This is a genomic window from Tenacibaculum salmonis (genome assembly GCF_041053065.1).
GTDB lineage: Bacteria > Bacteroidota > Bacteroidia > Flavobacteriales > Flavobacteriaceae > Polaribacter > Polaribacter pacificus_A.
On the sequence record NZ_JBFCVV010000001.1, the window covers coordinates 462,501 to 484,147 of the forward strand.

A 21,647-nucleotide genomic window follows, 5' to 3' on the forward strand; every position below is an offset into this window, starting at 1 on the left:
CAGCACGTTTGGTAACCGTGCGTAGAGTGCAATGGCATAAGGGAGCTTGACTGAGAGACATACAGGTCGATCAGGTACGAAAGTAGAGCATAGTGATCCGGTGGTTCCGCATGGAAGGGCCATCGCTCAAAGGATAAAAGGTACTCCGGGGATAACAGGCTGATCTCCCCCAAGAGCTCACATCGACGGGGGGGTTTGGCACCTCGATGTCGGCTCGTCACATCCTGGGGCTGGAGAAGGTCCCAAGGGTTGGGCTGTTCGCCCATTAAAGTGGCACGCGAGCTGGGTTCAGAACGTCGTGAGACAGTTCGGTCTCTATCTGCTGTGGGCGTTAGAAATTTGAGTGGATTTGACTTTAGTACGAGAGGACCGAGTTGAACTAACCTCTGGTGTATCTGTTGTTCCGCCAGGAGCATTGCAGAGTAGCTACGTTGGGAAGGGATAAGCGCTGAAAGCATATAAGCGCGAAACCCACCACAAGATGAGATTTCTTTAAAGGGTCGTGGAAGATTACCACGTTGATAGGATACAGGTGTAAAGGCAGTAATGTCATAGCCGAGTATTACTAATAACCCATAGGCTTATGTAGAAGTCTTGCGCTCAAAAGGGCGCAAGCACCAACTCTTTTGATTATTTACTACGATATAATTTTTACCAATATGTTAACTTATACAGTTGAAATATACTGAAACATTTTAAGGTGATTATCGCAATGGGGCTCACCTCTTTCCATCCCGAACAGAGAAGTTAAGCCCATTTGCGCCGATGGTACTGCCAATGGTGGGAGAGTAGGTCGTTGCCTTTCTTTTAAAACCTCAATCTTTTTAGATTGAGGTTTTTTTTGCTCTAATTGCTCTAAATAAAAATAAAATATATTATAATATTGATATTTATTTATTTTCTTTTTATTTAGTCAAATTTCAATTATTTCTTATTATTAAGTAACAATAACAAAAAAAGAAGATATTACTTACTTACTAAGGTGTTAAAAGTATGAAAATTATGAATATTTACTTACAAAAACCTAAAAGCTAAAAGCTAAATTTTATGAAAGTAAACTTGCTGATTTGATATAATAAACAGAGATTATTAATATTAAGGTGAGTCAATTCAATAAAAATATTTTTTTTGCTATCTATTTTTCATAAAAATCATAAATAAAAAACAAAATATTAAACATTATCACGGTTTTTTTCATATGGGTTAAAATTAACGCATAAAAAAGACTTCAATTTATTAAATTTATTTTTACGACAAAACGAAAAAAATAAAAGAAGTCTTGGGCAAAATTAATCCATTAACAACATTAAAACAAAGAGAATTTAAACTATTATTATCCGTTTTTTCAAACCATATAGCAAAAAAATTACTTACTTCAATTTGAAAGGATTTCCTCGTAAAATCCCAAAATTTAAAGAAGCAAAAAACAGTAGTTTAAAAGGGAGTTTGCTAAAATTAGAGTTTATTTTGATGTATTTAAAAGAAAACCCTACGCAAGAATATTGTGCAAAATTATTTAAAATATCTCAATCAAAAGTGAATGATTGGGTGCATTTTTTAAACCCATTACTCGAAGCATCATTAGCAGAATTAAAAATAATGCCCAAAACAGGATATTGTTATACGCATAAAATAAAAGAGGAGGTTTTACTTTTTGATGTTATTGAAAATCAAATAACAAGGCAAGTAAACCTTGAAAATCAAAAAGAAGAATATAGTGGTAAAAAAAATGCATACCATGAAATATTTGGCAATTAGCAATGAAAAAAGATTTATTTATTATTTGAGTCCTGCTTATTTTGGAACAAAACATGACAAATCAATTTTAGATGATTTGAACATTAAAATTGCCAATATAAGCCTACTTTTTGATTTAGGATTTCAGGGAGTTCAAAATGAATTTGAAAATGCCATAACTCCATATAAAAAACCAAAAAATGGTAAATAAATAAAATCCAAAAAGAAACAAATAAAACCATTTCTAGTATTCGAATTAAAATTGAACATGCCTTTTCTGGAGTGAAAAGATTAAGAATTATTCATGAAAAAATAAGAATTAAAACTTTTGAAAAAAGAGAACAAATTATGAGAATTGCCGTTGGATTACATAATTTTAGATGCTCACTCAGAAATCAATACTAAAAAAACCGTGATAATGTTTATTATAGAAAAAAATATTTGTTTACTTTAATAAATAAGTTTGAAATTTGAAAACTACAGAAGATACTATTAATTCATATAATGAAGAAATAATAATAATAGTGTCTTCCTTCTTCTATAACAAAACTATTATTAATAGTATAAGTTATAAAATTAAAAACTTCACATCTTTTTTTTAAAAGATGTGAAGCCTAATCTAATATTTAAAGTTCATAATTTTGATATCCCCGATTGAAGAAGCATTTGTTTGAGTTCTTTTTTTATTTTTCTTCAAAAAAAGCGAGTGCGGAAAGCGGGATTAGCTTCTAATTATTATTATGCACAAATTATTTTTTTCAATCGAACACCAAAATCAGCTAAAGTTTTTATTTCTTTAATACCAGCCAATCGCTCTCTACCAATTATTAATAAACCTTTATTATTTCCTTCTATATGATAGTATTTATTGCTTTCAAAAAATAAAATAAGCTCATCTGTAAAAAAATCTTTTATCTGATTTGAATTTTTTCCTGATAAGTAAAATCGTTTAGAAAAATCAATATGGTTTTCTATATGAATATCTTTAAATCCAGCAAAATGATAAATGTATTCAAATATACCTTCTTTATCTAACGTAAATTCAGGAGTATATTTTTCAATATCAATATACATCATTGTACCTTTAATTATTTGTTTAGCAATTAATTCACCTTCAGAAAATTCAACATCAAATAAACTACAGTTTTCATTTGATAAAATATTTGAAACTTTATTAATTTTACGTGTTTTAAAATAACCAAAATGTGGAATTTCAGTAAGAGGTTTTTTAGGTAAAGCATTATAAGTCCATTTTAAATCATTACAAATATTTTGCAATGATTTCTGTCTCTTTGTTAAATTATTATTTCCATCACCTTCTATAGGTATATTTTTTCTTAAAGCAAAAGGATGTTTACTTTCTGTTTTATATCCATCTAAACCAATAACCTCAAAATAACCACCTTTACGTTTAAAAGTTTCTGCATAATTATTCAGATTTTCCATTACAGAGTGATCTATAAAATCGCATAAGGAAAAATCAATAATAGCTTCTTCAGTTTCAGGTATTTGATCTAATTTTGATTTTAATTTTGTGAAATTTAAAAAACTAGAGAAGTTTTTAACAGAAACATAATACTTATCATCTTCCTTAAACATTAAAACATTTGGTTTTAATAAATTTGTAATGAAAAACATAAAATTTCTATTAATAAAAACATGAATAATAAAAGTAATACATATCCCTGCTAAAATACCTGTTATTAAATTAGTTGCAATAGTCGTTAATAAAGTAACTAAAAATATAATTAATTGTTCTTTTCCTATTTTAAATACTTTGACAATATTTTCTGGAGAAGCTAATTTATAACCTGTATATACTAAAATTGCAGCTAAAGCAGGTAAAGGTATTTTACGTAATTCTGTAGCAAAAAGTAAAATAAAAGCAACTAAAAATAATGCATGAAAAAAATTTGCAGAACGATTACTTCCTTTATTATTTACATTTACAGAACTACGAGCAATTACAGTAACAACATTTAAACCTCCTAAAAAACCACTAATTACAGTAGCTAATCCTAAAGCTCTAATATCTTTATTTACATTAGAACGTCGCTTTAATGTGTCTAATTTATCAACAGCTTTAATACTTAACAAACTCTCAATACTAGCAATTAAAGTAATAGCAATTACAGCATTAATAAATTCGAATTGATAAATTTTACCGAAATTAGGAAAAGCAAAGTTAGATAAAACATCATTAGGTAATTCTATAAGTAAGCTCTTATGAATAGGATATATTTCAGGTGAAAATAAATCGTAATAATAATACATACCAATACTTAAAACAACAATCCACATAGGAGCAGGGATTAATTGAAAATATTTATTACGTATTTTACTATAAAAAATCATAATTAATAAACTTATAATACCGACTAAACCCGCATAAAATACACTTGTATTATCTGTTTTTATAAAATCTATTATTCCACTAGGCATTTGTAAAAGAAGCTCTATAATACTTCCTTTTGCATTTAAATTACCTAACATTACATGTATTTGTTTGGCAAAAATACCAATACCAATAGCAGCTAACATTCCTTGAATAGCAGAAGAAGGAAAATAATCTCCTAAAGCTCCCATCCGAAGGAAACTAAGAATAACCATTATTATACCCGAAAGAACAATTGCAGCAAGTGTATATAAATATCCTTGATGCATATCTCCAGCTCCTAGGGTAGTTATTGCAGCAAGTACAACAACTACTAATCCATTACCAGGTCCAGTAATTGTTACATTAGAACCTCCTAAAACAGCAACAACAGTACCACCTACTATTGCTGCAATGATTCCTGAAATTGGTGGAGCACCTGAAGCTAAAGCTAATCCAAATCCTAAAGGAAGAGCGATTAACGATACAACAAAACCAGCAAAAATATTTTGCGGTATTTCACTTAAAAATATTTTGAAACGTTTTCCTTTTCCCATTTACTTAACTATTAAAACATCGGTTGGTAATTCTGATAAAATGTACTCTAAATCATGAGGAAATATACGATCTAAAATCCCCGTTTTTTTAGGAGCACCTATCACTAATAAATCTGCTCTTTTTACTTTTGCGTAATGACCTATAGAATATCCTCTACGACCAAAAATACTTTGTGTTTTTATTGTAATGTCATCTGTATCAATATATTGAATCATATTATTTACCCGAGCATCTTCACGTTTTTGCATGCGTTCTTTTGTTAATGTTGCTTTACGTAACGATACATCATCACTAACATTAACATTTAATTCTCCTGCACTAATTTCTTCTACTATTGTAACTCTTTTACAATCTAAATATTTAGAAAAATAAAAACCAGATTTTATAGTTTCTTCAGTCTTTTCATCTTGTAATCCACTTATAACAATATGTTTACAATTAAGTCTTTCAACAGAAGGTTTTATCAATAATAATACGGAACAAGGCGCTTTTCTTGTCAGTTTTCTAGCTATAGAACCGACATAATAGGTGTACATCTTTTCTTTTTCTAAAGCACCAAGTATTAATAGATCTACATTTTCATCTATTGTTGTTTTTAAAATTACGTCAACAGGTTTTCCTTCTTGCCAAATTACTTTTAAAGGTAATTTTAACTTAGGAGCTTCATCTAGTAACTGTTGTAGTTGTTTTTCTTTTTCGTTGGATTTATGACCAACATGAACTCCAATTAACTGAGCATTAAACATATTCGATAACCTAATGGTTTCAAATAAGTTTGCTTTTAAATTAGGAGAAAAAGCAATACCAATAAGAATGTTTTTTATCAAAATATAAAATTTAAAGAATCGAAGATATAATATTCTTGTTGTTAAAAAAAATTAGAAGATTTAATTAATTGTATCTTTTTTTTTAGTATAAAAAGATATATGATAGAAGTAAAATGGTTTACCTTTTTAATTAAAGATCTAAACCAAAAACACTTTTTAACTTTTCTATTAATGGATTTTTTTCTTTTAATTTTGCATATTTTTCTTGAGGAGTATATGCAAATTTCTTTTCTTCAACTTTATTGACAACAATAATAATTTTAATTCCGTAATTTTTTAATTTTTCACGTAAAAAATGAGTAAGTTTAGATTTAATACGTTCTAATTGTACTTGCATCAAATCATTTGGAATCGAAAATGTAATCGTATAATCTTTTCCTAATACTGGTTCACTAGATACTAAAACAGATGCAATACTATGTTCACCAAGTTTTTGTGTTTTTAATGAATATTTTACCCAAGCATCTTTTAATTCTTGCTGAGTAAAAGGTGTTTTTGGATGATTATCAAAATTTTCATATTCATCTAAAGATATTTTAACTTCTTTTTTCTGATGAATACTTTTTAAAGATAAAGCAGAAGCTCGACGTTTTATATTTTTTAATAGAGGTTTTTTTAACTCTGTAGTAGTTGTTACAATATTTTTAACTACTGGTTTTTTAGTAGTTATTTCTACAGTATCTTTTTTTGCTTTTTTATTTATTGGAGATAAAGAAGTAAAAAAAGTAGCAGGAATTATGTAGTTACCAGATTTTTTTTTTGCTCCATCAAAATTGATAGAGGCTATTTGCATTAAAGTTAATTCGACCAGTAATCGTTGGTTTTTACTTCCTCGATATTTTAAATCACAATCATTTGCTTTGTCAATTCCTGGAAGTAAAAATTGCATATTTGCTTTTTTTGATTGCTCAAAATATTTTTTCTTAGTGGTATCTCCAACTTCAAGTAAAGAAATAGTTGAAGCGTCTTTGGCAACTAATAAATCTCTAAAATGAGATGCTAATCCATTTATAAAATGATGTCCTTCAAAACCTTTACTTAAAACATCATTAAAAGCTATTAAAACTTGTGGGATTTTGTGTTCTATTAATAAATCTGTAATGTTAAAATATACATCATAATCTAGAACATTTAAGTTCTGAGTAACTGCTTCACGAGTTAGATTTTTCCCTGAAAAACTAACTACTCTATCAAAAATTGATAAAGCATCACGCATAGCACCATCTGCTTTTTGAGCGATAATATGCAATGCATCATCATCTGCAGTAATATTTTCTTTGATACAAATAGTTTTTAAATACTTTTTTGCATCTAAAACACTAATTCTTTTAAAATCAAATATTTGACAACGAGATAATATAGTTGGTATAATTTTATGTTTCTCAGTAGTTGCTAAAATAAAAATAGCATGTGCTGGTGGTTCTTCTAGTGTTTTTAAAAATGCATTAAAAGCAGCTTGAGAAAGCATATGAACTTCATCAATAATATAAACTTTATATTTTCCTGTTTGTGGGGGAATACGAACTTGATCGGTTAAGCTACGGATATCATCTACTGAATTATTTGAAGCTGCATCTAATTCAAAAATATTAAAAGCAAAGTCTTCATCAGGGTTAACACCAGCATCTTCTTGATTTATTCGTTTTGCTAATATACGTGCACAAGAAGTTTTACCAACACCTCTAGGACCTGTAAATAATAATGCTTGTGCTAAATGGTCATTTTTTATAGCGTTTTCAAGCGTGTTTGTAATTGCTTGTTGCCCAATTACATCTTCAAAAATTTGAGGACGATATTTACGTGCCGATACTATAAAATGTTCCATTAATTGATAAAATTTATATCAACAAAAATAGAAAACCTACATGCAACTCACAACTAATTATATAATGAAAATCTAAAGTTGTGAACAATTGTAAATACTTGTTTTTTTATACGACTAAGTCGTTATCAAATTAAATATTTATGAAGTTTATAAAATCAATAATAGTAGTTGCTTTACTGTTATCAATCAGTGTTTTTTTTAGTTTTACAAAAAGAAATATTTCCAACAATAAAATACCTGTAGACTATTTAAAAGAAACTAAAGTCGCTTATTTTGCAAGCGGATGTTTTTGGTGTGTAGAAGCAATTTTTGAAAGTGTAATAGGAGTAGAGGAAGCTGTTTCTGGATATGCTGGCGGGCATACTAAAAATCCTACTTATCAGAAAATAGGAACAGGACGTACTGGACATTCTGAAACGGTAGCAGTGTATTACAATCCTAAAAAAGTGAGTTTTCAAACATTAGTTGATGTGTTTTATGGCTCTCATGATCCAACTACTAAAAACGGACAGTACCCTGATTATGGTTCGCAATATCGATCAATAGCTTTTTATAATACTTCTGAAGAAAAACAAGTGATAGAAAATACTATCAAAAAATTAAATAAAGAAGTTTATAAAGATAGAATAGCAACCGAAGTTACCAAAATTAAGAAGTTTTATCCTGCAGAAGAATACCATCAAAATTATGAACGTTTACATCCTGAAAATGGGTATGTAAAAAATGTTTCTATTCCGAGGTTAAATAAATTCAAACGAAAATTTCCTGAATTACTAAAAAAAAGGTAAAGATTAGTTTTTTAAAAGAACATAAAAAAACTCCTCAATAAAATTGAGGAGTTTTTAGTTTAATTTAAATGTTTGTTACTTAATTTCTTTAATAACTTGAAGTGCTTGCGCTTCAATTATTATAGGAAAAACAGCTTCAAAATCAGTAGATCCTCCTGAATTAGTAATATCACCTATTTTAACTCCATCAGCTGATTTACTTGGTTCATGCTTTAAAGTAATTACATAAGTTCCTTCACCAGCTTCACCTGTTTGAATTGTAAATTCAATTCCTACTGGATTTCCATTAGAATCATTATCACCTGCGTAATTAAATTCACTAGTAATATCTGTTGCACTGTAAAAAAATTGGTGTTCATCAGCTTCTTCAGCAACTTCTTCAGTAATGTTTTCAGGTTCTTCTTCTGTTTCATTTAATAAAGTAATAACTCCATTATAAGTAGTATTTGCTTTTAAAGTACCATCAACTGTTATTTTTGGTTCATCACCACCATCACCATCTAAATCTTCACTTTTTAGAGTAACAGTGTTATTTGTTCCATTTTCTGTTAAAACAACGTTCATAGTTGTAATAACTTCTTCTTCATGTATTTGTTCTGGAATAACATCATTATCTGAACAAGAAGTTAAAGCTAATGTAAAAATACTTAAGATTGAAAATAATTTGATAAATTTCATAGTGTTTGTTTTAATAATTAATTTTAATTTGAATGTTAAAGTTTCTGCCTAAATCATCAGTGAAATAGCGTTGTTTGTTTAAGTAATTTCTATATGAGGTATTTAGTATATTATCTATCGAAAATGTTAATCCTATATTGGTTTCAGATAGATTAAACTTTATACCCGATGAAAAATTTAATAAATGGTAAGCATTAGGTGGTGTGCTAATATCAACAAGTTCATGAGTGTTTGTTTGAGGTATATAAACATCAAAATTATTGTTAGGAAAATTGTTTTGTTTAGCATTAAATTCACTTTCAACTGAAGCATAAAAATCATGCCATATAGCTTTGTTAAAAGTAAGTTGCGTTACCATTTTAAAAGAAGGAATATCAACAAGATCACGTTTATTACTTGTATCTTTTCCTCTAAGAAACGAAGATTTATTACTAATACTTATATTATTGCTAAATTGGTAGTTAATTTTACTATCAACACCAAATAATTTGGCATTAACTTGTTTATAACTCCAAGTAATAAAAGTACCACGTAGTGTTAATTTAGTTCCAGAAGGTTCTATATAAATAAAATCATTTATATGATTTAAAAAACCTTCAATAAAAAAGCTAACCTTTTTGTGATTAAATTTATAAGTAGCAGAAAATCTGTTAGACGTTTCTGGTTGAATACGTAAATCTCCTAATTCAATTCTAGCTGCAGAATGATGCAAACCATCACTAAATAATTCTGAAGCATTAGGTGCTCGGTTTGCTAATCCGTAATTAGCAATTAAAGCACTTTTTTTATTAATGTTATAAGAAATACCTAAAGATGTTGAAATGTTATGGTATTTAAAAATAGGATTTGCTAATAATTGAGAACCTTTTATGTTATTATCTATTATTAAATGGTTAAAACTATTTTGATACCCTGCATTATTCCAATCAGAATTATAGTAGTACTTTTTAGCATTAATATAATCAAAATCATATCTAACAGCTGTAGATAATAATATATCATTAAATTTAAAATTACCTATTCCATATGCACTTAAGCTATACTTATTGTAATCAGGAATTATCCTTTTTACCTCAGTTATAGGATCAGTATAATTATTTTGATAATTACCCGAAACACCAAATTTATAAGTTCTTGAAGATTTAGCATCTAATTTCATATCTGCTCTAAAAGAATGAGTTTTTAATAATAAATCGGTAGCTTGTAAGTTTTTTTTGTCACCTCTTCGTATATCAAACTCTAATCTGTTGTTTCTTTGAAAATCGTATTGTAATGATAATTTACCTACACCTTTAAAGCGTTTATAAAAACTACTTTTAAAAAGTTGATGTGTAACTTTTTGTTTAGGATTATTTATTGAATAACTAAAATCTTTAATTATTAATGGAGTATTACTATTTATAGCATTTTTTAAATCAGATGCATTACCTACATGAGAAGCACTTAAAATTCCTACTTTATTTGTTAAATGACTATAAAAAAGTTCAAAACCTTTATTAAACTTTTTGTAACCTGTAGCAAAAGTAAATGCTTTCGCATCTATTCCTGTATTTGACAAATAATAATCAGGAGCTTTAAAATCACCTGATCTTTTGTAAGAAGCCTGACCATTAAAATACCAGCCTTTTGCATAATTTTTTTGCATACTAGTACTAAGGTTAAAAAGTCTTCCATTTGATTGCTGAGAAAGAATTGTTTTACCATATAAAGTATCTTTATTAATGATAACTTTTGCAGGATTAACAATAACAACACCTCCTATAGCATCTCCACCATATTGTAATGCATTTGCTCCTTTTATTACTGAAACTGTTTCGGCTGCATTTATATCGATATTAGGAGCATGTTCTATACCCCATTCCTGATCGTGCAAACGAACATTATTAAAAGAAATAAGCACTCTACTACTGTGTAAACCGTTTATAACTGGTTTAATAATTGTATTCCCTGTGTTAATAGAAGACACACCTGCGATATCTTTTATAGCATCACCTAAACTACCAGCACTGAATTTTTCTAAAGTTTGACTAGTTATTAAGGTTTCTTGTGAGGTTTTAGTTTTTAAACCTGTTTTAACCTTTACACTTACTTCATTTAATTCTTCTAAATGATGTTCTAAATCAATTATTTGATAAAGATTTTTATTGATGTTAAAAGTTAAAATTTTGGGCTCACAAGCTAAATGAGAAACTTCGACAGTAATAGTACCTTTGCATAGGTTATTAATAGTAAATTTTCCATTAACATCTGTAGTTGTATACTTATTTTGATTTTTTATAAAAACCGTTGCACCAACTATTGGTGATTTATCATGAAAATCATCTACTAATCCAGATAAAGTATACGCACAGTTTTGTGCTACTGTTAACGAAGAAAAACTCCATAACAATAACATTAGAACAATATATTTAAAGTTCATTTTAATTTTAGTTATAATAATTGAATAAAAAGATTTACGTAATTTATTATAAACTTGGTGGTCCTCGAGTTCGTTTTTTAGCCGTATAAACAACCGAAATTACTTGTGGTTGCTCATTATATTGCTTTTTGTAGAAATGTGCTGGAATTACAGCGTAATTTGAAGTTGCTGTATATGAAAAATCTTGAAAATGATAATCAAGTAAAGAACAATCTGCTTCTTGTTCATGAAAATGATGCTCATCTACAGAAGTACAAACAGTATGTTCATGGTTTTCAAAAGTATGTGCTAGCTGTATTACTGAAGGAAGTAGCAACAACAATATACTAAAAAAGGCGATATGTTTTTTGAAAAAATACATTTAATCCGCTAATATATCAAAAAAAAGTATAAAAAAAAAGACCTGACCGCTAAATAACGGTAAGGTCTTTAAAATAATTTTAAAAGTTTCTTTAATACTAAATGCTAGTATTTAGTTTACTTTATATACAGTTCCATTTTGTTTAAAATTTGAATACCCAATTTTTGCAGTAAAACTATAAGAACTATCAGTTACTTTAGTTATTTGTACAAATATAGGATCTTTATCTAAATCATTTTTTGGATTTTTCATTCGCAATGAATAAGCAAAACTATTTTTCCATTTGATAAAGAGCGTATCAATATGTTTTTCTTCTTTTTCAGTAATTACATTATCAGAAGAAGAAACACTTATTTTTTTAGTATATTCTTCAATTTGTAAACTATCGGTTCTTACAATAGTTGTTTTTCCGTAATTATCGCTACCTGGTATCTCAAAAGTTCCATATTTAAAACGTGTAGGATCTCCTTTTTTATCCGCAGAAGAATTACAAGAAATAATTAAAAAACTTACTAAAAAAACAAATAAATATCTCATTAAATTCCTGTATAATTAGCTGGTGTAATTGCTTTTAATTCATCTTTAATTTCAGAAGAAACCTCTAAAGTATCGATAAAGTTAGCAATTGATTTTTGATTTATTTTTTCGTTAGTACGAGTTAATCCTTTTAAAGCTTCGTAAGGATTAGGATACGCTTCACGACGTAATATTGTTTGAATAGCTTCTGCTACAACTGCCCAGTTATTTTCTAAATCTTCAGCAAATTTAGCTTCGTTTAATAATAACTTATTCAATCCTTTTAAAGTAGATGAAAAAGCAATTAAAGTATGTCCGAAAGGAACACCTACATTACGTAAAACAGTACTATCAGTTAAATCACGTTGTAATCTTGAAACTGGTAATTTTGCTGATAAATGCTCAAAAATAGCATTTGCTAAACCTAAGTTTCCTTCAGAATTTTCAAAATCAATAGGGTTAACTTTGTGTGGCATTGCTGATGAACCAACTTCTCCAGCTTTAATTTTTTGCTTGAAATAATCGTTTGAAACATACGTCCAAACATCTCTATCTAAATCAATTAAAATATTATTTACACGCTTTAAACCGTCATATAAAGCCGCCATATGGTCGTAATGCTCTATTTGAGTAGTAGGGAAAGAATGGTGTAAACCTAAAATATCTTCAACAAAATGAGTTCCGAAGTTTTTCCAGTCGATATCTTTATACGCTACTTTATGTGCGTTAAAATTACCTGTTGCTCCACCAAATTTGGCAGCGTGAGGCGTGTGTTGAATATGTATCGCCTGATTATTAATACGCTCTACAAAAACAAAAAATTCTTTTCCTAAACGAGTAGGAGAAGCAGGTTGTCCGTGCGTACGTGCTAACATTGGAATATGATCCCATTCTTCCGATAAATCAGCTAATTTAGATACTAATTCATCTAAAGCAGGATAATAAACTTCATCCATAGCATCTTTAATAGATAATGGAATTGCTGTGTTATTAATATCCTGAGAAGTTAATCCGAAGTGAATAAACTCTTTATATTTTTGTAATTCTAATTTGTCAAATTCTTCTTTGATAAAATATTCAACAGCTTTTACATCATGATTTGTAATTGCTTCAATGTCTTTAATTTTCTGAGCGTTTTCAGTAGAAAAACCCTCATAAATTTTACGTAAATTAGGATATAATTCTTTATTGAAATCAGCTAATTGAGGTAAAGGAATTTCACATAAAGCAATAAAATACTCTATTTCAACTTTTACTCTGTATTTAATTAAAGCTTCTTCAGAAAAATAGTTTGCTAAATTAGCAATTTTATTACGGTATCTTCCGTCAATAGGAGAGATTGCGTTTAATTGTGTTAAGTTCATCTTTTGTAGTTGTATTGTACCCCGCAAAAATAGAAAATCCTATTCTTTTATGACTTATTAATACTAGGAAATTTAAAGAGAACCTTTTCATTTTATCAAAATTAAAGAATTTAAATATCTATTTTTTATCAGTATTTACTATAATTTATGATTTTAGTCATAATTTACTAACCAATAAAAAGATACTTTTGTACCTTATTAGATAAATAAAATGAATAAGAAAGAAATTGAAAATAGAGAAGATGTTTATTTATTAGTATCAACTTTTTATGATAAAATTAAAGAGGATGATTTTATAGGTCCTATTTTTTTAAAAACAATTCCTGCGGATGCTTGGGAAAGTCACTTGCAAAAATTAACTGATTTTTGGGAGTCAAATCTTTTTTTCGTTCGAAAATTCAAAGGAAACCCGATGAAAGCACATAAAGATGTCGATAAAGATTTTAATCATAGTATTTATCAAGAGCATTTTGGAAGGTGGTTGCAATTATGGTTTGAAACATTAGATGAAAATTTTAACGGAGCAAAAGCAAATGAAGCTAAAGAAAGAGCTAGAAATATAGCTTCTACGTTGTTTTTCAGAATGTTTGATGCAAAGCCAAAAGAAACGAATTCATAAATACTTCTGTTAATCTATTTTATTTGATAGCTTTTTTTATCTTCACAAATTAAAATATTTTTAGTGGAAAAGATAACTATCATTTATATTGTTTTGGCTGTTTTATTGAGTGTAGCAATCGCTTTTTTTCAATATTTCTATAAAACAACTCGAAAATCTAAAAGAAATAATTTGCTTTTTGTTTTAAAAACATTGAGCTTATTTTTATTGTTCTTACTTTTTATCAATCCTCAAATAAATACACTTGAAACAAAAAATAGTAAACCTGTTTTAAGTGTTTTAGTTGATAATTCAAGTTCTATAAAATATTTTAAGGCAGAAGAAAAGGTTGCATCAGTTTTAAAAACGCTGAAAAAATCCGATAAAATTCAAGATAAATTTGAAGTGCAATTTTTATCTTTTGATAAAAAAACGGCTGTTTTAACTTCTGATAGTTTGAGTTTTTCAGGAACTCAAACAGATATTTATCAAGCTATAAATTCTGTGAATGAGTTGCAAAAAGAACGTTTAAATACAACCATTTTAATTACTGATGGAAATCAAACAACAGGAAATGATTATGACTATATAAATTCTAAAAACAAATTTTTCCCAGTTGTTGTAGGCGATACAACCTTATATAAAGATTTACAAATATCACAAGTAAACGTAAATAAATATAATTACATAAAAAATAAATTCCCTGTTGAAACATTATTATATTATGAAGGAAAAGAAAATGTAAAAGCAACTTTTTTAATACAACATAACGGAAAAAAAGTATTTTCAAAAAGACTTAATTTTTCGCCTTCACAACCTGCGCAAACGGTTATTACAAATTTAACTTCGGATAAAAAAGGAATTCAATATTATAAAACTTCAATTAGTAAAATTGAAAATGAAAAAAACACTAAAAATAATTACAAAAATTTTTCAGTTGAAGTTATCGATGAGCAAACAAAAGTATTAATTTTAAGTTCTTTTTTACATCCTGATGTAGGAGCTATTAAAAAATCGATAGAAAGCAATAAACAACGAAAAGTTGATATCGCTCTTATAAATGATAAAAACATTAAATATCAAGATTATCAATTTTTTGTTTTTTATCAACCAAATAGTTCTTTTAAAAAGGTTTTTGAAAAAGTGAAATCTAATTATTTAATCGTTTCAGGAACAAAAACTAATTGGAATTTTTTAAATACTCAGAATTTAGGCGTTAAAAAAGAAGCAATAAATCAAAAAGAAGCGTACACAGCGATTTATAATACGAGTTTTTTGCCTTTTTTACAGGAAAATATCCATTTTGATGAATTTCCTCCTTTAAATGATGTTTTTGGTGATGTGCAATTAACAAGTGATGCGCAAACGTTATTATATCAAAAATATGCAGGCATTGAAACTACGCAACCTTTATTAACTACTATCGAAAAAAATAATCAAAAACAGGCTGTTTTATTTGGTGAAGGAATCTGGAAATGGCGTGCAAACAGCTTTCTTAAAGAGCAATCTTTTGAAGTTTTTGATGCTTTTTTAGGTAATTTAGTTCAATATTTAGCATCAAACAAAAAAAGAAAAAGATTAGACGTAAAAAATAAACATACATATTTAGCAAATGCTCCGATAACTATTTCGGCATTTTATGTAGATAAAAATTATTTATTCGACGCTAGATCTTCATTAGAATTAACACTAACAAATAATAATTCAAAAGAGAAAAAAACACTGCCATTTTCGTTAGTAAATAATTCTTATCAAGTATCAGTAGAAGGGCTTTCTTCTGGCGATTATTCGTATGAAGTTACTGTGGCAAATCAAAAAATAAAAAGTTACGGAAAGTTTAAAATTACCGATTTTAATATAGAAGAACAATTTACGAATGCGAATCATAAAAAATTAAATTCGTTAGCCTTAAAAACAAAAGGAAACGTATTTTATATCGATAAAATAGACAACTTATTAACTCAATTATCAGAAGATACAGCGTATTATACGACTCAAAAATCAATCACAAAAAAACAACATTTAATTGATTGGAAATATCTGTTGTTTTTAGTTATTATTTTGCTTTCAATAGAATGGTTTATCAGAAAATTTGATGGTAAAATATAGAAAACGAATCGCTTTTAATTGTTTAATAACGTATTGTTTATGTACTTTGTAAAAAACAAAATATTATGAAATTCAATACAAGAAAATGGATAAAACCAGAAGATTTAAATCCAAATGGAACTTTATTTGGCGGTCGTTTATTACAATGGATTGATGAAGAATTAGGTATTTATGCCATTATTCAATTAGAAATACCCCGAACCGTTACTAAATTTATGTCTGAAATAGATTTTGTAAGTTCTGCAAAACAAGGCGATATTATTGAAATTGGTATCGAAGTTGTAAAATTTGGAAACACTTCAATAACCTTAAATTGTCAGGTGCGAAACAAGCTAACGCATAAAACAATTATAGAAATAGACAAAATTATAATGGTTAGTTTAGGTGAAGACGGAACCCGAATGAGCCATGGAAAAACAAAAGTTGAATATGTTAAAGACAGGTTAAAAAAATAATTTGGGTTATTTTTTTTATATATTTGTTAGAAATACATCTTCAATTAAATCAATAATTTGAAAATTATTAGCATCCTCATATTAACATTATTGTTGTTTGTGCCTCCCGTTCAGGCGCATTCGGATGCTATTATTTTTAACGACGGAGAAGTAACTCATATTAATTCAATGGACGATGCACATTCTCAAACGCATCATCAAAACGATACGGAAGAAGAAAAAAACAAAGAACATCATCATCATTGTATTTTTTTAGGTATTTCAAGTGCTATTATTACGGCAGAATTTCAATTTCAGTTTGTTCAGATATTTCAAACAAACAAGAAAACTCATTTTCATAAAGTACTAAATACGGCTAGTTATTTAGACCAACTTTTCCAACCTCCAATAGTTTAATCCTTTTTTTTTATTTTGTAATAATATATTTCCGTTGTTTTTAAACATCAGGAAAACATATTGTTATTTCGTATAATTTTTATTTGCAGCAATTTCCCGCTTTCCGCACTCGCTTTTTTTATTTTTCAAAAGAAAAAAATAAAAAAGAGCTCAAACAATTGCTTCAATCGGGGCTAGGCTTTTTCTGAACTAGAGAAAAATACTATTCATTTTAAAAATTATATCGATAAAACTTATATTAAAAACAGTATTAAATAAACAAAAAATGTTAGATAACATTATCAAATTTTCAATTAAAAATAAATTGATTATTGGTGCTTTTGTATTGGTGTTAATTGGTTGGGGAATTTATTCTTTAAAACAATTACCTATCGATGCAGTGCCAGATATTACCAATAATCAGGTGCAAATTATTACTTCAGCGCCATCACAATCGGCACAAGATATAGAAAGATTAGTAACATTTCCCATAGAAATGACCATGTCTAGTATTCCTGACATTGAAGAAGTTCGTTCTTTTTCTCGTTTCGGACTAAGCGTTGTTACTATTGTTTTTAAAGATGATGTAGATATTTATTGGGCACGTCAACAAATTAGCGAACGCTTAAACGAAGCAAAAAATAATATTCCAGACGGAGTTGGTTCGCCCGAAATGGCGCCTGTAACTACTGGTTTAGGAGAAATTTATCAATATACATTATTTACCGAAGAAGGTTTTAAAGAAAAGTTTCCTATTATGGAATTGCGTTCTCTTCAAGATTGGATTGTTCGCCGTCAATTATTAGGAATTGAAGGAATTGCAGATGTGAGTAGTTTTGGTGGTTTTTTAAAACAATACGAAGTTGCTTTACAGCCCGAAAGATTGCAAACATTGGGTGTAAGTATCAACGAAGTTTTAGAAGCTTTATCTAAAAATAATCAAAATACAGGAGGTGCTTATATCGATAAAAACCCAAAAGCATATTTTATCCGAAGCCAAGGATTAATACAAAACTCGCAAGATATTCAGAATATTGTTATTAAAAACACTCAAAATGGTACGCCTGTTTTAATTAAAGATATCGGAAAAGTACAATTAGGAAGTGCTATCAGATACGGAGCAATGACCAGAAACGGCGAAGGAGAAGTTGTTGGTGGAATCGTAATGATGCTAAAAGGAGCAAACTCATCAAAAGTAATAAAACGTGTAAAAGATAGAGTTTCTCAAATTCAAAAAAGTTTACCCGAAGGAGTTATTATCCAACCTTTTTTAGATAGAACAAAATTAGTCGATAAAGCAATTAGTACTGTATCAACTAATTTAATTGAAGGAGCTTTAATTGTGATTCTTATTTTGGTATTATTATTAGGAAACTTACGTGCGGGTTTAATTGTTGCATCGGTAATTCCGTTGGCAATGTTATTTGCTATTATATTGATGAATCTTTTTGGAGTTTCAGGAAATTTAATGAGTTTAGGAGCAATTGATTTTGGAATTATAGTTGATGGTTCGGTGATTATTGTGGAAGCAACATTGCATTATTTAGTAATGAAAAAATCAGGAAAAAAATTAACACAATCCGAAATGGATGAAGAAGTATATCAATCAGCTTCAAAAATTAGAACGAGTGCGGCCTTTGGAGAAATTATTATTTTAATTGTATATCTTCCTATTTTGGCTTTAGTTGGTATTGAAGGGAAAATGTTTAAACCGATGGCAATAACTGTAAGTTTTGCTATTTTAGGAGCATTTATTTTATCATTAACATACGTTCCGATGATTAGTGCGTTATTTTTAAAGAAAACAATTTCTGATAAAAAGAATATTTCTGATAAAATAATAGGAGCATTACAAAATGTTTATACACCTATTTTAGAGTTTGTTTTAAACTATAAAAAATCGGTTCTTATTGTTGCTGTTCTTACTTTTTTATTGAGCCTTTTTACATTTAAAAATATGGGTTCTGAATTTATTCCGTCTTTAGATGAAGGAGATTTAGCCGTTCAAGCAACCGTTTCTACAGGGAGTTCATTATCATATACGATTGATATTACTAATAAATCTTCAAAATTATTATTAGCAGAATTTCCTGATGAAATTGAACAAATTGTAAGCCGAATAGGTTCATCAGAAATACCTACCGACCCAATGCCTGTTGAAGTGGCTGATATTATTATCATCTTAAAAAATAAAAGTGATTGGACAAAAGCACATACTAAAAATGAGTTGACCGAAAAAATGAATCACTTATTAGATGAAAATATGTTAGGTGTCAATTTCGGATTTCAACAGCCAATACAAATGCGTTTTAATGAATTGATGACAGGAGCAAGGCAAGATGTTGTATTAAAAATTTACGGAGAAGATTTAGATAAATTAGTAAAATACGGAAATGAATTAGGTGAAATTATTCCTGAAGTAGCTGGTGCTGAAGATTTGTATATCGAAAAAATGACAGGTTTAAAACAAATTGTTATTGATTATAAACGAAATCAATTAGCATTATACGGTTTAAATATTTCTGATGTAAATACGGCTGTAAATACTGCATTTGCTGGTCAAATTACAGGTTCTGTATATGAAGGTGAGCAACGTTATGACTTGGTCGTGCGAATGGCAAAAGAAAATAGAGCAAATATTAATGATATTCGTAAATTGTATGTAACCACAGCGAATGGCGCACAAGTTCCGTTAGAAAATGTTGCTGATGTAAGTTTTAAAACAGGACCAAATCAAATACAAAGAGATGATGCAAAACGAAGAATTACCGTTGGTTTTAACGTTAGAGGGCGTGATGTAGCAAGTATTGTTACTGAATTACAACAAAAAGTTAGTGAAAAAATACAATTCGATACAGGATATTATATCACCTACGGTGGAACTTTTAAAAATTTAGAAGAAGCCCGTGAAAGATTAGGAATAGCAGTTCCTGTTGCCTTATTATTGATTTTTTTATTATTATATTTTACTTTTAAATCGATTAAACAAAGTTTTTTAATTTATACAGCAATTCCAATGTCGGCAATTGGTGGGGTTTTTGCTTTATGGCTTAGAGATATGCCTTTTTCAATATCGGCAGGAATAGGATTTATAGCCTTATTTGGTGTGGCTGTTTTAAACGGAATTGTATTAATTGCAGAATTTAATCGTTTGAAAAAAAGTGGAATAACTGATGTAAAAGAAATTATAAAAAAAGGAACTTCTGTTCGATTACGCCCCGTAATTATGACGGCAATGGTAGCTTCATTAGGGTTTTTACCCATGGCAATTTCAGCATCAGCAGGTGCAGAGGTGCAAAAACCATTGGCAACCGTGGTTATTGGTGGTTTAATATCGGCAACGTTATTAACCTTATTAATTTTACCAGTTTTATATCTATTTTCTGAAAGAAAATCAATAAAAATAAATTCAAAAACACTGAGTTTATTCTTTATATTATCAGGAAGTTTATTTGTTCAATCACAAGAAATAACAAGCAAAAATACTCAGAAATTAAGTGAGAAAGACGCAATTAATATCGCTTTAAAAAAATCAGTAGCTAGTTATAAATCTGATTTAAATATCAATAAGAAAAAAGCAGGTATTGCAAGTGCAATTACTTTAAATCCTCTTTCTTTGAAATATCAATATGTTGGAGTTAGTGCTGGTTTATCGGAAAAAGAATGGTCTGCAAATCAAAATTTCGGAGCTGTTTTAACGCATCTTCAAAAAAGAAAATTAGCGATTGCAAAACATCAATTAGCTATTTCAGAAAATGAAATTTCTAAAAAAGAAATTATCAGAAATACTAGAAGTTTATATCAGCAATGGCATTATTTATATGGGCTTATTTCATTACTTGAAGAACAAACTGAAAATAGTAATCTGATAAAAAATATTTCTAATAAATTATACGATACAGGAGAAATAGGAGGTTTAGAAAATGATTTAACAATCTTACAATCTTTAGGAACTCAATCTAAAAAAAGTACTATTTATAAGAGTTTTACACAGATAGAAAATAAACTGAAAGAATTATTACAAATTAAAACTGCTATAATTCCTGAAACAAAATTCCCTATAAAAAAAATAGTTTTCCTTCAAAATAATAGTGAAAAAGATAGTCTTTCAACAGATTTTTTAACAATTTTAGTAAAACGAAAAAAAGTAGCTGAAAAGAATATTTTAGTAGCAAAGTCATCTTATTTTCCTGAAATAACTGCTGGAATTATTAATAGAAAAACAGGGAATTCAACAGATTATACAGGTTTTAATATCGGATTAAATGTTCCGTTATCATTTTGGTCTAACAATGCTAAAATTAAACAGCAAAAAATTATATCCGAAGAAATAGCGTACGAAAATGAAGCTAGTAAAGTGGCTATTCAGAATAATTTTAAAAGCTTACAAGAACAAATAAAATATTTAAAAACTGAATTAGTATCTATTGGAACAATGAAAATAAAGGCTGATAAATTTATTAAAAAACTAAAATTAGCATATACGGCTGGCGAAATAGATGCGTATCAATATAATCAAAGTTTTAATACATATTTTCAAGTGATGCAAAATTATTTGTTATTGATTAATAATTATAATCAAACAGTAATTAACTACGAATTTTACACACAAAAATAATAAAGATTAAAAAGGCTCAGCTTTTATTTAGTCGATTTAGCCAAA

At 28.2% G+C, this 21,647-nt stretch carries 17 protein-coding genes and 2 rRNA genes (1 of these 19 only partly in view); 11 read left to right on the plus strand and 8 right to left on the minus strand.

Annotated features, from left to right (window positions below):
- From AB0T67_RS01855 to AB0T67_RS01875, 5 genes are all read left to right on the plus strand, one after another.
- Window positions 1-588, plus strand: a 23S ribosomal RNA gene (locus AB0T67_RS01855) (it extends 2,288 nt beyond the left edge of the window).
- A 108-nt stretch (window positions 589-696) separates the two neighbouring features.
- A 5S ribosomal RNA gene (rrf, locus tag AB0T67_RS01860) occupies window positions 697-805 on the plus strand.
- A 575-nt stretch (window positions 806-1,380) separates the two neighbouring features.
- Window positions 1,381-1,758, plus strand: a complete 378-nt coding sequence (locus tag AB0T67_RS01865) for a helix-turn-helix domain-containing protein (protein ID WP_369218901.1) — start codon at window positions 1,381-1,383, stop codon at window positions 1,756-1,758.
- Complete coding sequence (locus AB0T67_RS01870; RefSeq protein WP_369218902.1) at window positions 1,739-1,948, plus strand: hypothetical protein; 210 nt, start codon at window positions 1,739-1,741, stop codon at window positions 1,946-1,948. Before AB0T67_RS01865 ends, AB0T67_RS01870 begins: the two co-directional genes overlap by 20 nt.
- A 5-nt stretch (window positions 1,949-1,953) precedes the next feature.
- The gene (locus AB0T67_RS01875; RefSeq protein ID WP_369220483.1) at window positions 1,954-2,142 is read left to right on the plus strand and encodes a transposase family protein; all 189 of its coding nucleotides are present in this window, start codon (window positions 1,954-1,956) and stop codon (window positions 2,140-2,142) included.
- A gap of 333 nt (window positions 2,143-2,475) precedes the next feature.
- Here AB0T67_RS01875 and AB0T67_RS01880 read toward each other — a convergent pair whose 3' ends face one another.
- The 3 genes from AB0T67_RS01880 to dnaX all read right to left on the minus strand — a co-directional run bounded on the left by AB0T67_RS01880 (window position 2,476) and on the right by dnaX (window position 7,321).
- On the minus strand, window positions 2,476-4,668 hold the full coding sequence (locus AB0T67_RS01880) for a SulP family inorganic anion transporter (RefSeq protein WP_369218903.1): 2,193 nt from the start codon (window positions 4,666-4,668) through the stop codon (window positions 2,476-2,478).
- Window positions 4,669-5,496 (minus strand): universal stress protein, encoded by an 828-nt coding sequence (locus AB0T67_RS01885; RefSeq protein WP_369218904.1) that lies wholly within the window; start codon window positions 5,494-5,496, stop codon window positions 4,669-4,671.
- A gap of 130 nt (window positions 5,497-5,626) precedes the next feature.
- Window positions 5,627-7,321: a DNA polymerase III subunit gamma/tau gene (gene dnaX / locus AB0T67_RS01890; protein ID WP_369218905.1), complete on the minus strand. Its 1,695-nt coding sequence runs from the start codon at window positions 7,319-7,321 to the stop codon at window positions 5,627-5,629.
- A gap of 140 nt (window positions 7,322-7,461) precedes the next feature.
- Between dnaX and msrA the strand changes: the two genes are divergently transcribed.
- Window positions 7,462-8,109, plus strand: a complete 648-nt coding sequence (msrA, locus tag AB0T67_RS01895) for a peptide-methionine (S)-S-oxide reductase MsrA (protein WP_369218906.1) — start codon at window positions 7,462-7,464, stop codon at window positions 8,107-8,109.
- 75 nt (window positions 8,110-8,184) lie between these two features.
- Here the strand turns inward: msrA and AB0T67_RS01900 are convergent, their stop codons facing one another.
- The 5 genes from AB0T67_RS01900 to purB form a co-directional block, all read right to left on the minus strand.
- Window positions 8,185-8,787 carry a type 1 periplasmic binding fold superfamily protein gene (locus tag AB0T67_RS01900; protein WP_369218907.1) on the minus strand — a complete coding sequence of 201 codons (603 nt, stop codon included), beginning with the start codon at window positions 8,785-8,787 and terminating at the stop codon, window positions 8,185-8,187.
- Window positions 8,788-8,797: 10 nt separating this feature from the next.
- Window positions 8,798-11,206, minus strand: a complete 2,409-nt coding sequence (locus AB0T67_RS01905; protein ID WP_369218908.1) for a TonB-dependent receptor — start codon at window positions 11,204-11,206, stop codon at window positions 8,798-8,800.
- A gap of 46 nt (window positions 11,207-11,252) precedes the next feature.
- Window positions 11,253-11,567, minus strand: a complete 315-nt coding sequence (locus tag AB0T67_RS01910) for a hypothetical protein (protein ID WP_369218909.1) — start codon at window positions 11,565-11,567, stop codon at window positions 11,253-11,255.
- 111 nt (window positions 11,568-11,678) lie between these two features.
- Complete coding sequence (locus tag AB0T67_RS01915) at window positions 11,679-12,104, minus strand: hypothetical protein (RefSeq protein WP_369218910.1); 426 nt, start codon at window positions 12,102-12,104, stop codon at window positions 11,679-11,681.
- The gene (purB, locus tag AB0T67_RS01920; protein ID WP_369218911.1) at window positions 12,104-13,447 is read right to left on the minus strand and encodes an adenylosuccinate lyase; all 1,344 of its coding nucleotides are present in this window, start codon (window positions 13,445-13,447) and stop codon (window positions 12,104-12,106) included. Before purB ends, AB0T67_RS01915 begins: the two co-directional genes overlap by 1 nt.
- Before the next feature lie 211 nt (window positions 13,448-13,658).
- Here purB and AB0T67_RS01925 point away from each other — a divergent pair, with 211 nt between their 5' ends.
- The 5 genes from AB0T67_RS01925 (at window position 13,659) to AB0T67_RS01945 (ending at window position 21,602) form a co-directional block, all read left to right on the plus strand.
- Window positions 13,659-14,066 (plus strand): group III truncated hemoglobin, encoded by a 408-nt coding sequence (locus AB0T67_RS01925; RefSeq protein WP_369218912.1) that lies wholly within the window; start codon window positions 13,659-13,661, stop codon window positions 14,064-14,066.
- A 63-nt stretch (window positions 14,067-14,129) separates the two neighbouring features.
- A complete protein-coding gene (locus AB0T67_RS01930; RefSeq protein ID WP_369218913.1) occupies window positions 14,130-16,154 on the plus strand; it encodes a VWA domain-containing protein in 2,025 nt (674 codons plus the stop codon).
- Between the two features lie 65 nt (window positions 16,155-16,219).
- Window positions 16,220-16,609 (plus strand): acyl-CoA thioesterase, encoded by a 390-nt coding sequence (locus AB0T67_RS01935; RefSeq protein ID WP_369218914.1) that lies wholly within the window; start codon window positions 16,220-16,222, stop codon window positions 16,607-16,609.
- 99 nt (window positions 16,610-16,708) lie between these two features.
- Window positions 16,709-17,005 carry a hypothetical protein gene (locus tag AB0T67_RS01940; RefSeq protein ID WP_369218915.1) on the plus strand — a complete coding sequence of 99 codons (297 nt, stop codon included), beginning with the start codon at window positions 16,709-16,711 and terminating at the stop codon, window positions 17,003-17,005.
- Between the two features lie 265 nt (window positions 17,006-17,270).
- Window positions 17,271-21,602, plus strand: coding sequence for a CusA/CzcA family heavy metal efflux RND transporter (locus AB0T67_RS01945; protein WP_369218916.1), 4,332 nt, complete (start codon window positions 17,271-17,273; stop codon window positions 21,600-21,602).
- Window positions 21,603-21,647: the final 45 nt, after the last annotated feature.

Excerpts from the sequence above, each read along its gene's own strand:
- AB0T67_RS01870 (WP_369218902.1), top strand. The coding sequence starts at position 1,739 with ATGAAATATTTGGCAATTAGCAATGAAAAAAGATTTATTTATTATTTG.
- AB0T67_RS01880 (WP_369218903.1), bottom strand. The coding sequence starts at position 4,668 with ATGGGAAAAGGAAAACGTTTCAAAATATTTTTAAGTGAAATACCGCAA.
- dnaX (WP_369218905.1), bottom strand. The coding sequence starts at position 7,321 with ATGGAACATTTTATAGTATCGGCACGTAAATATCGTCCTCAAATTTTT.
- msrA (WP_369218906.1), top strand. The coding sequence starts at position 7,462 with ATGAAGTTTATAAAATCAATAATAGTAGTTGCTTTACTGTTATCAATC.
- AB0T67_RS01900 (WP_369218907.1), bottom strand. The coding sequence starts at position 8,787 with ATGAAATTTATCAAATTATTTTCAATCTTAAGTATTTTTACATTAGCT.
- AB0T67_RS01905 (WP_369218908.1), bottom strand. The coding sequence starts at position 11,206 with ATGAACTTTAAATATATTGTTCTAATGTTATTGTTATGGAGTTTTTCT.
- AB0T67_RS01910 (WP_369218909.1), bottom strand. The coding sequence starts at position 11,567 with ATGTATTTTTTCAAAAAACATATCGCCTTTTTTAGTATATTGTTGTTG.
- AB0T67_RS01915 (WP_369218910.1), bottom strand. The coding sequence starts at position 12,104 with ATGAGATATTTATTTGTTTTTTTAGTAAGTTTTTTAATTATTTCTTGT.
- purB (WP_369218911.1), bottom strand. The coding sequence starts at position 13,447 with ATGAACTTAACACAATTAAACGCAATCTCTCCTATTGACGGAAGATAC.
- AB0T67_RS01925 (WP_369218912.1), top strand. The coding sequence starts at position 13,659 with ATGAATAAGAAAGAAATTGAAAATAGAGAAGATGTTTATTTATTAGTA.
- AB0T67_RS01935 (WP_369218914.1), top strand. The coding sequence starts at position 16,220 with ATGAAATTCAATACAAGAAAATGGATAAAACCAGAAGATTTAAATCCA.
- AB0T67_RS01945 (WP_369218916.1), top strand. The coding sequence starts at position 17,271 with ATGTTAGATAACATTATCAAATTTTCAATTAAAAATAAATTGATTATT.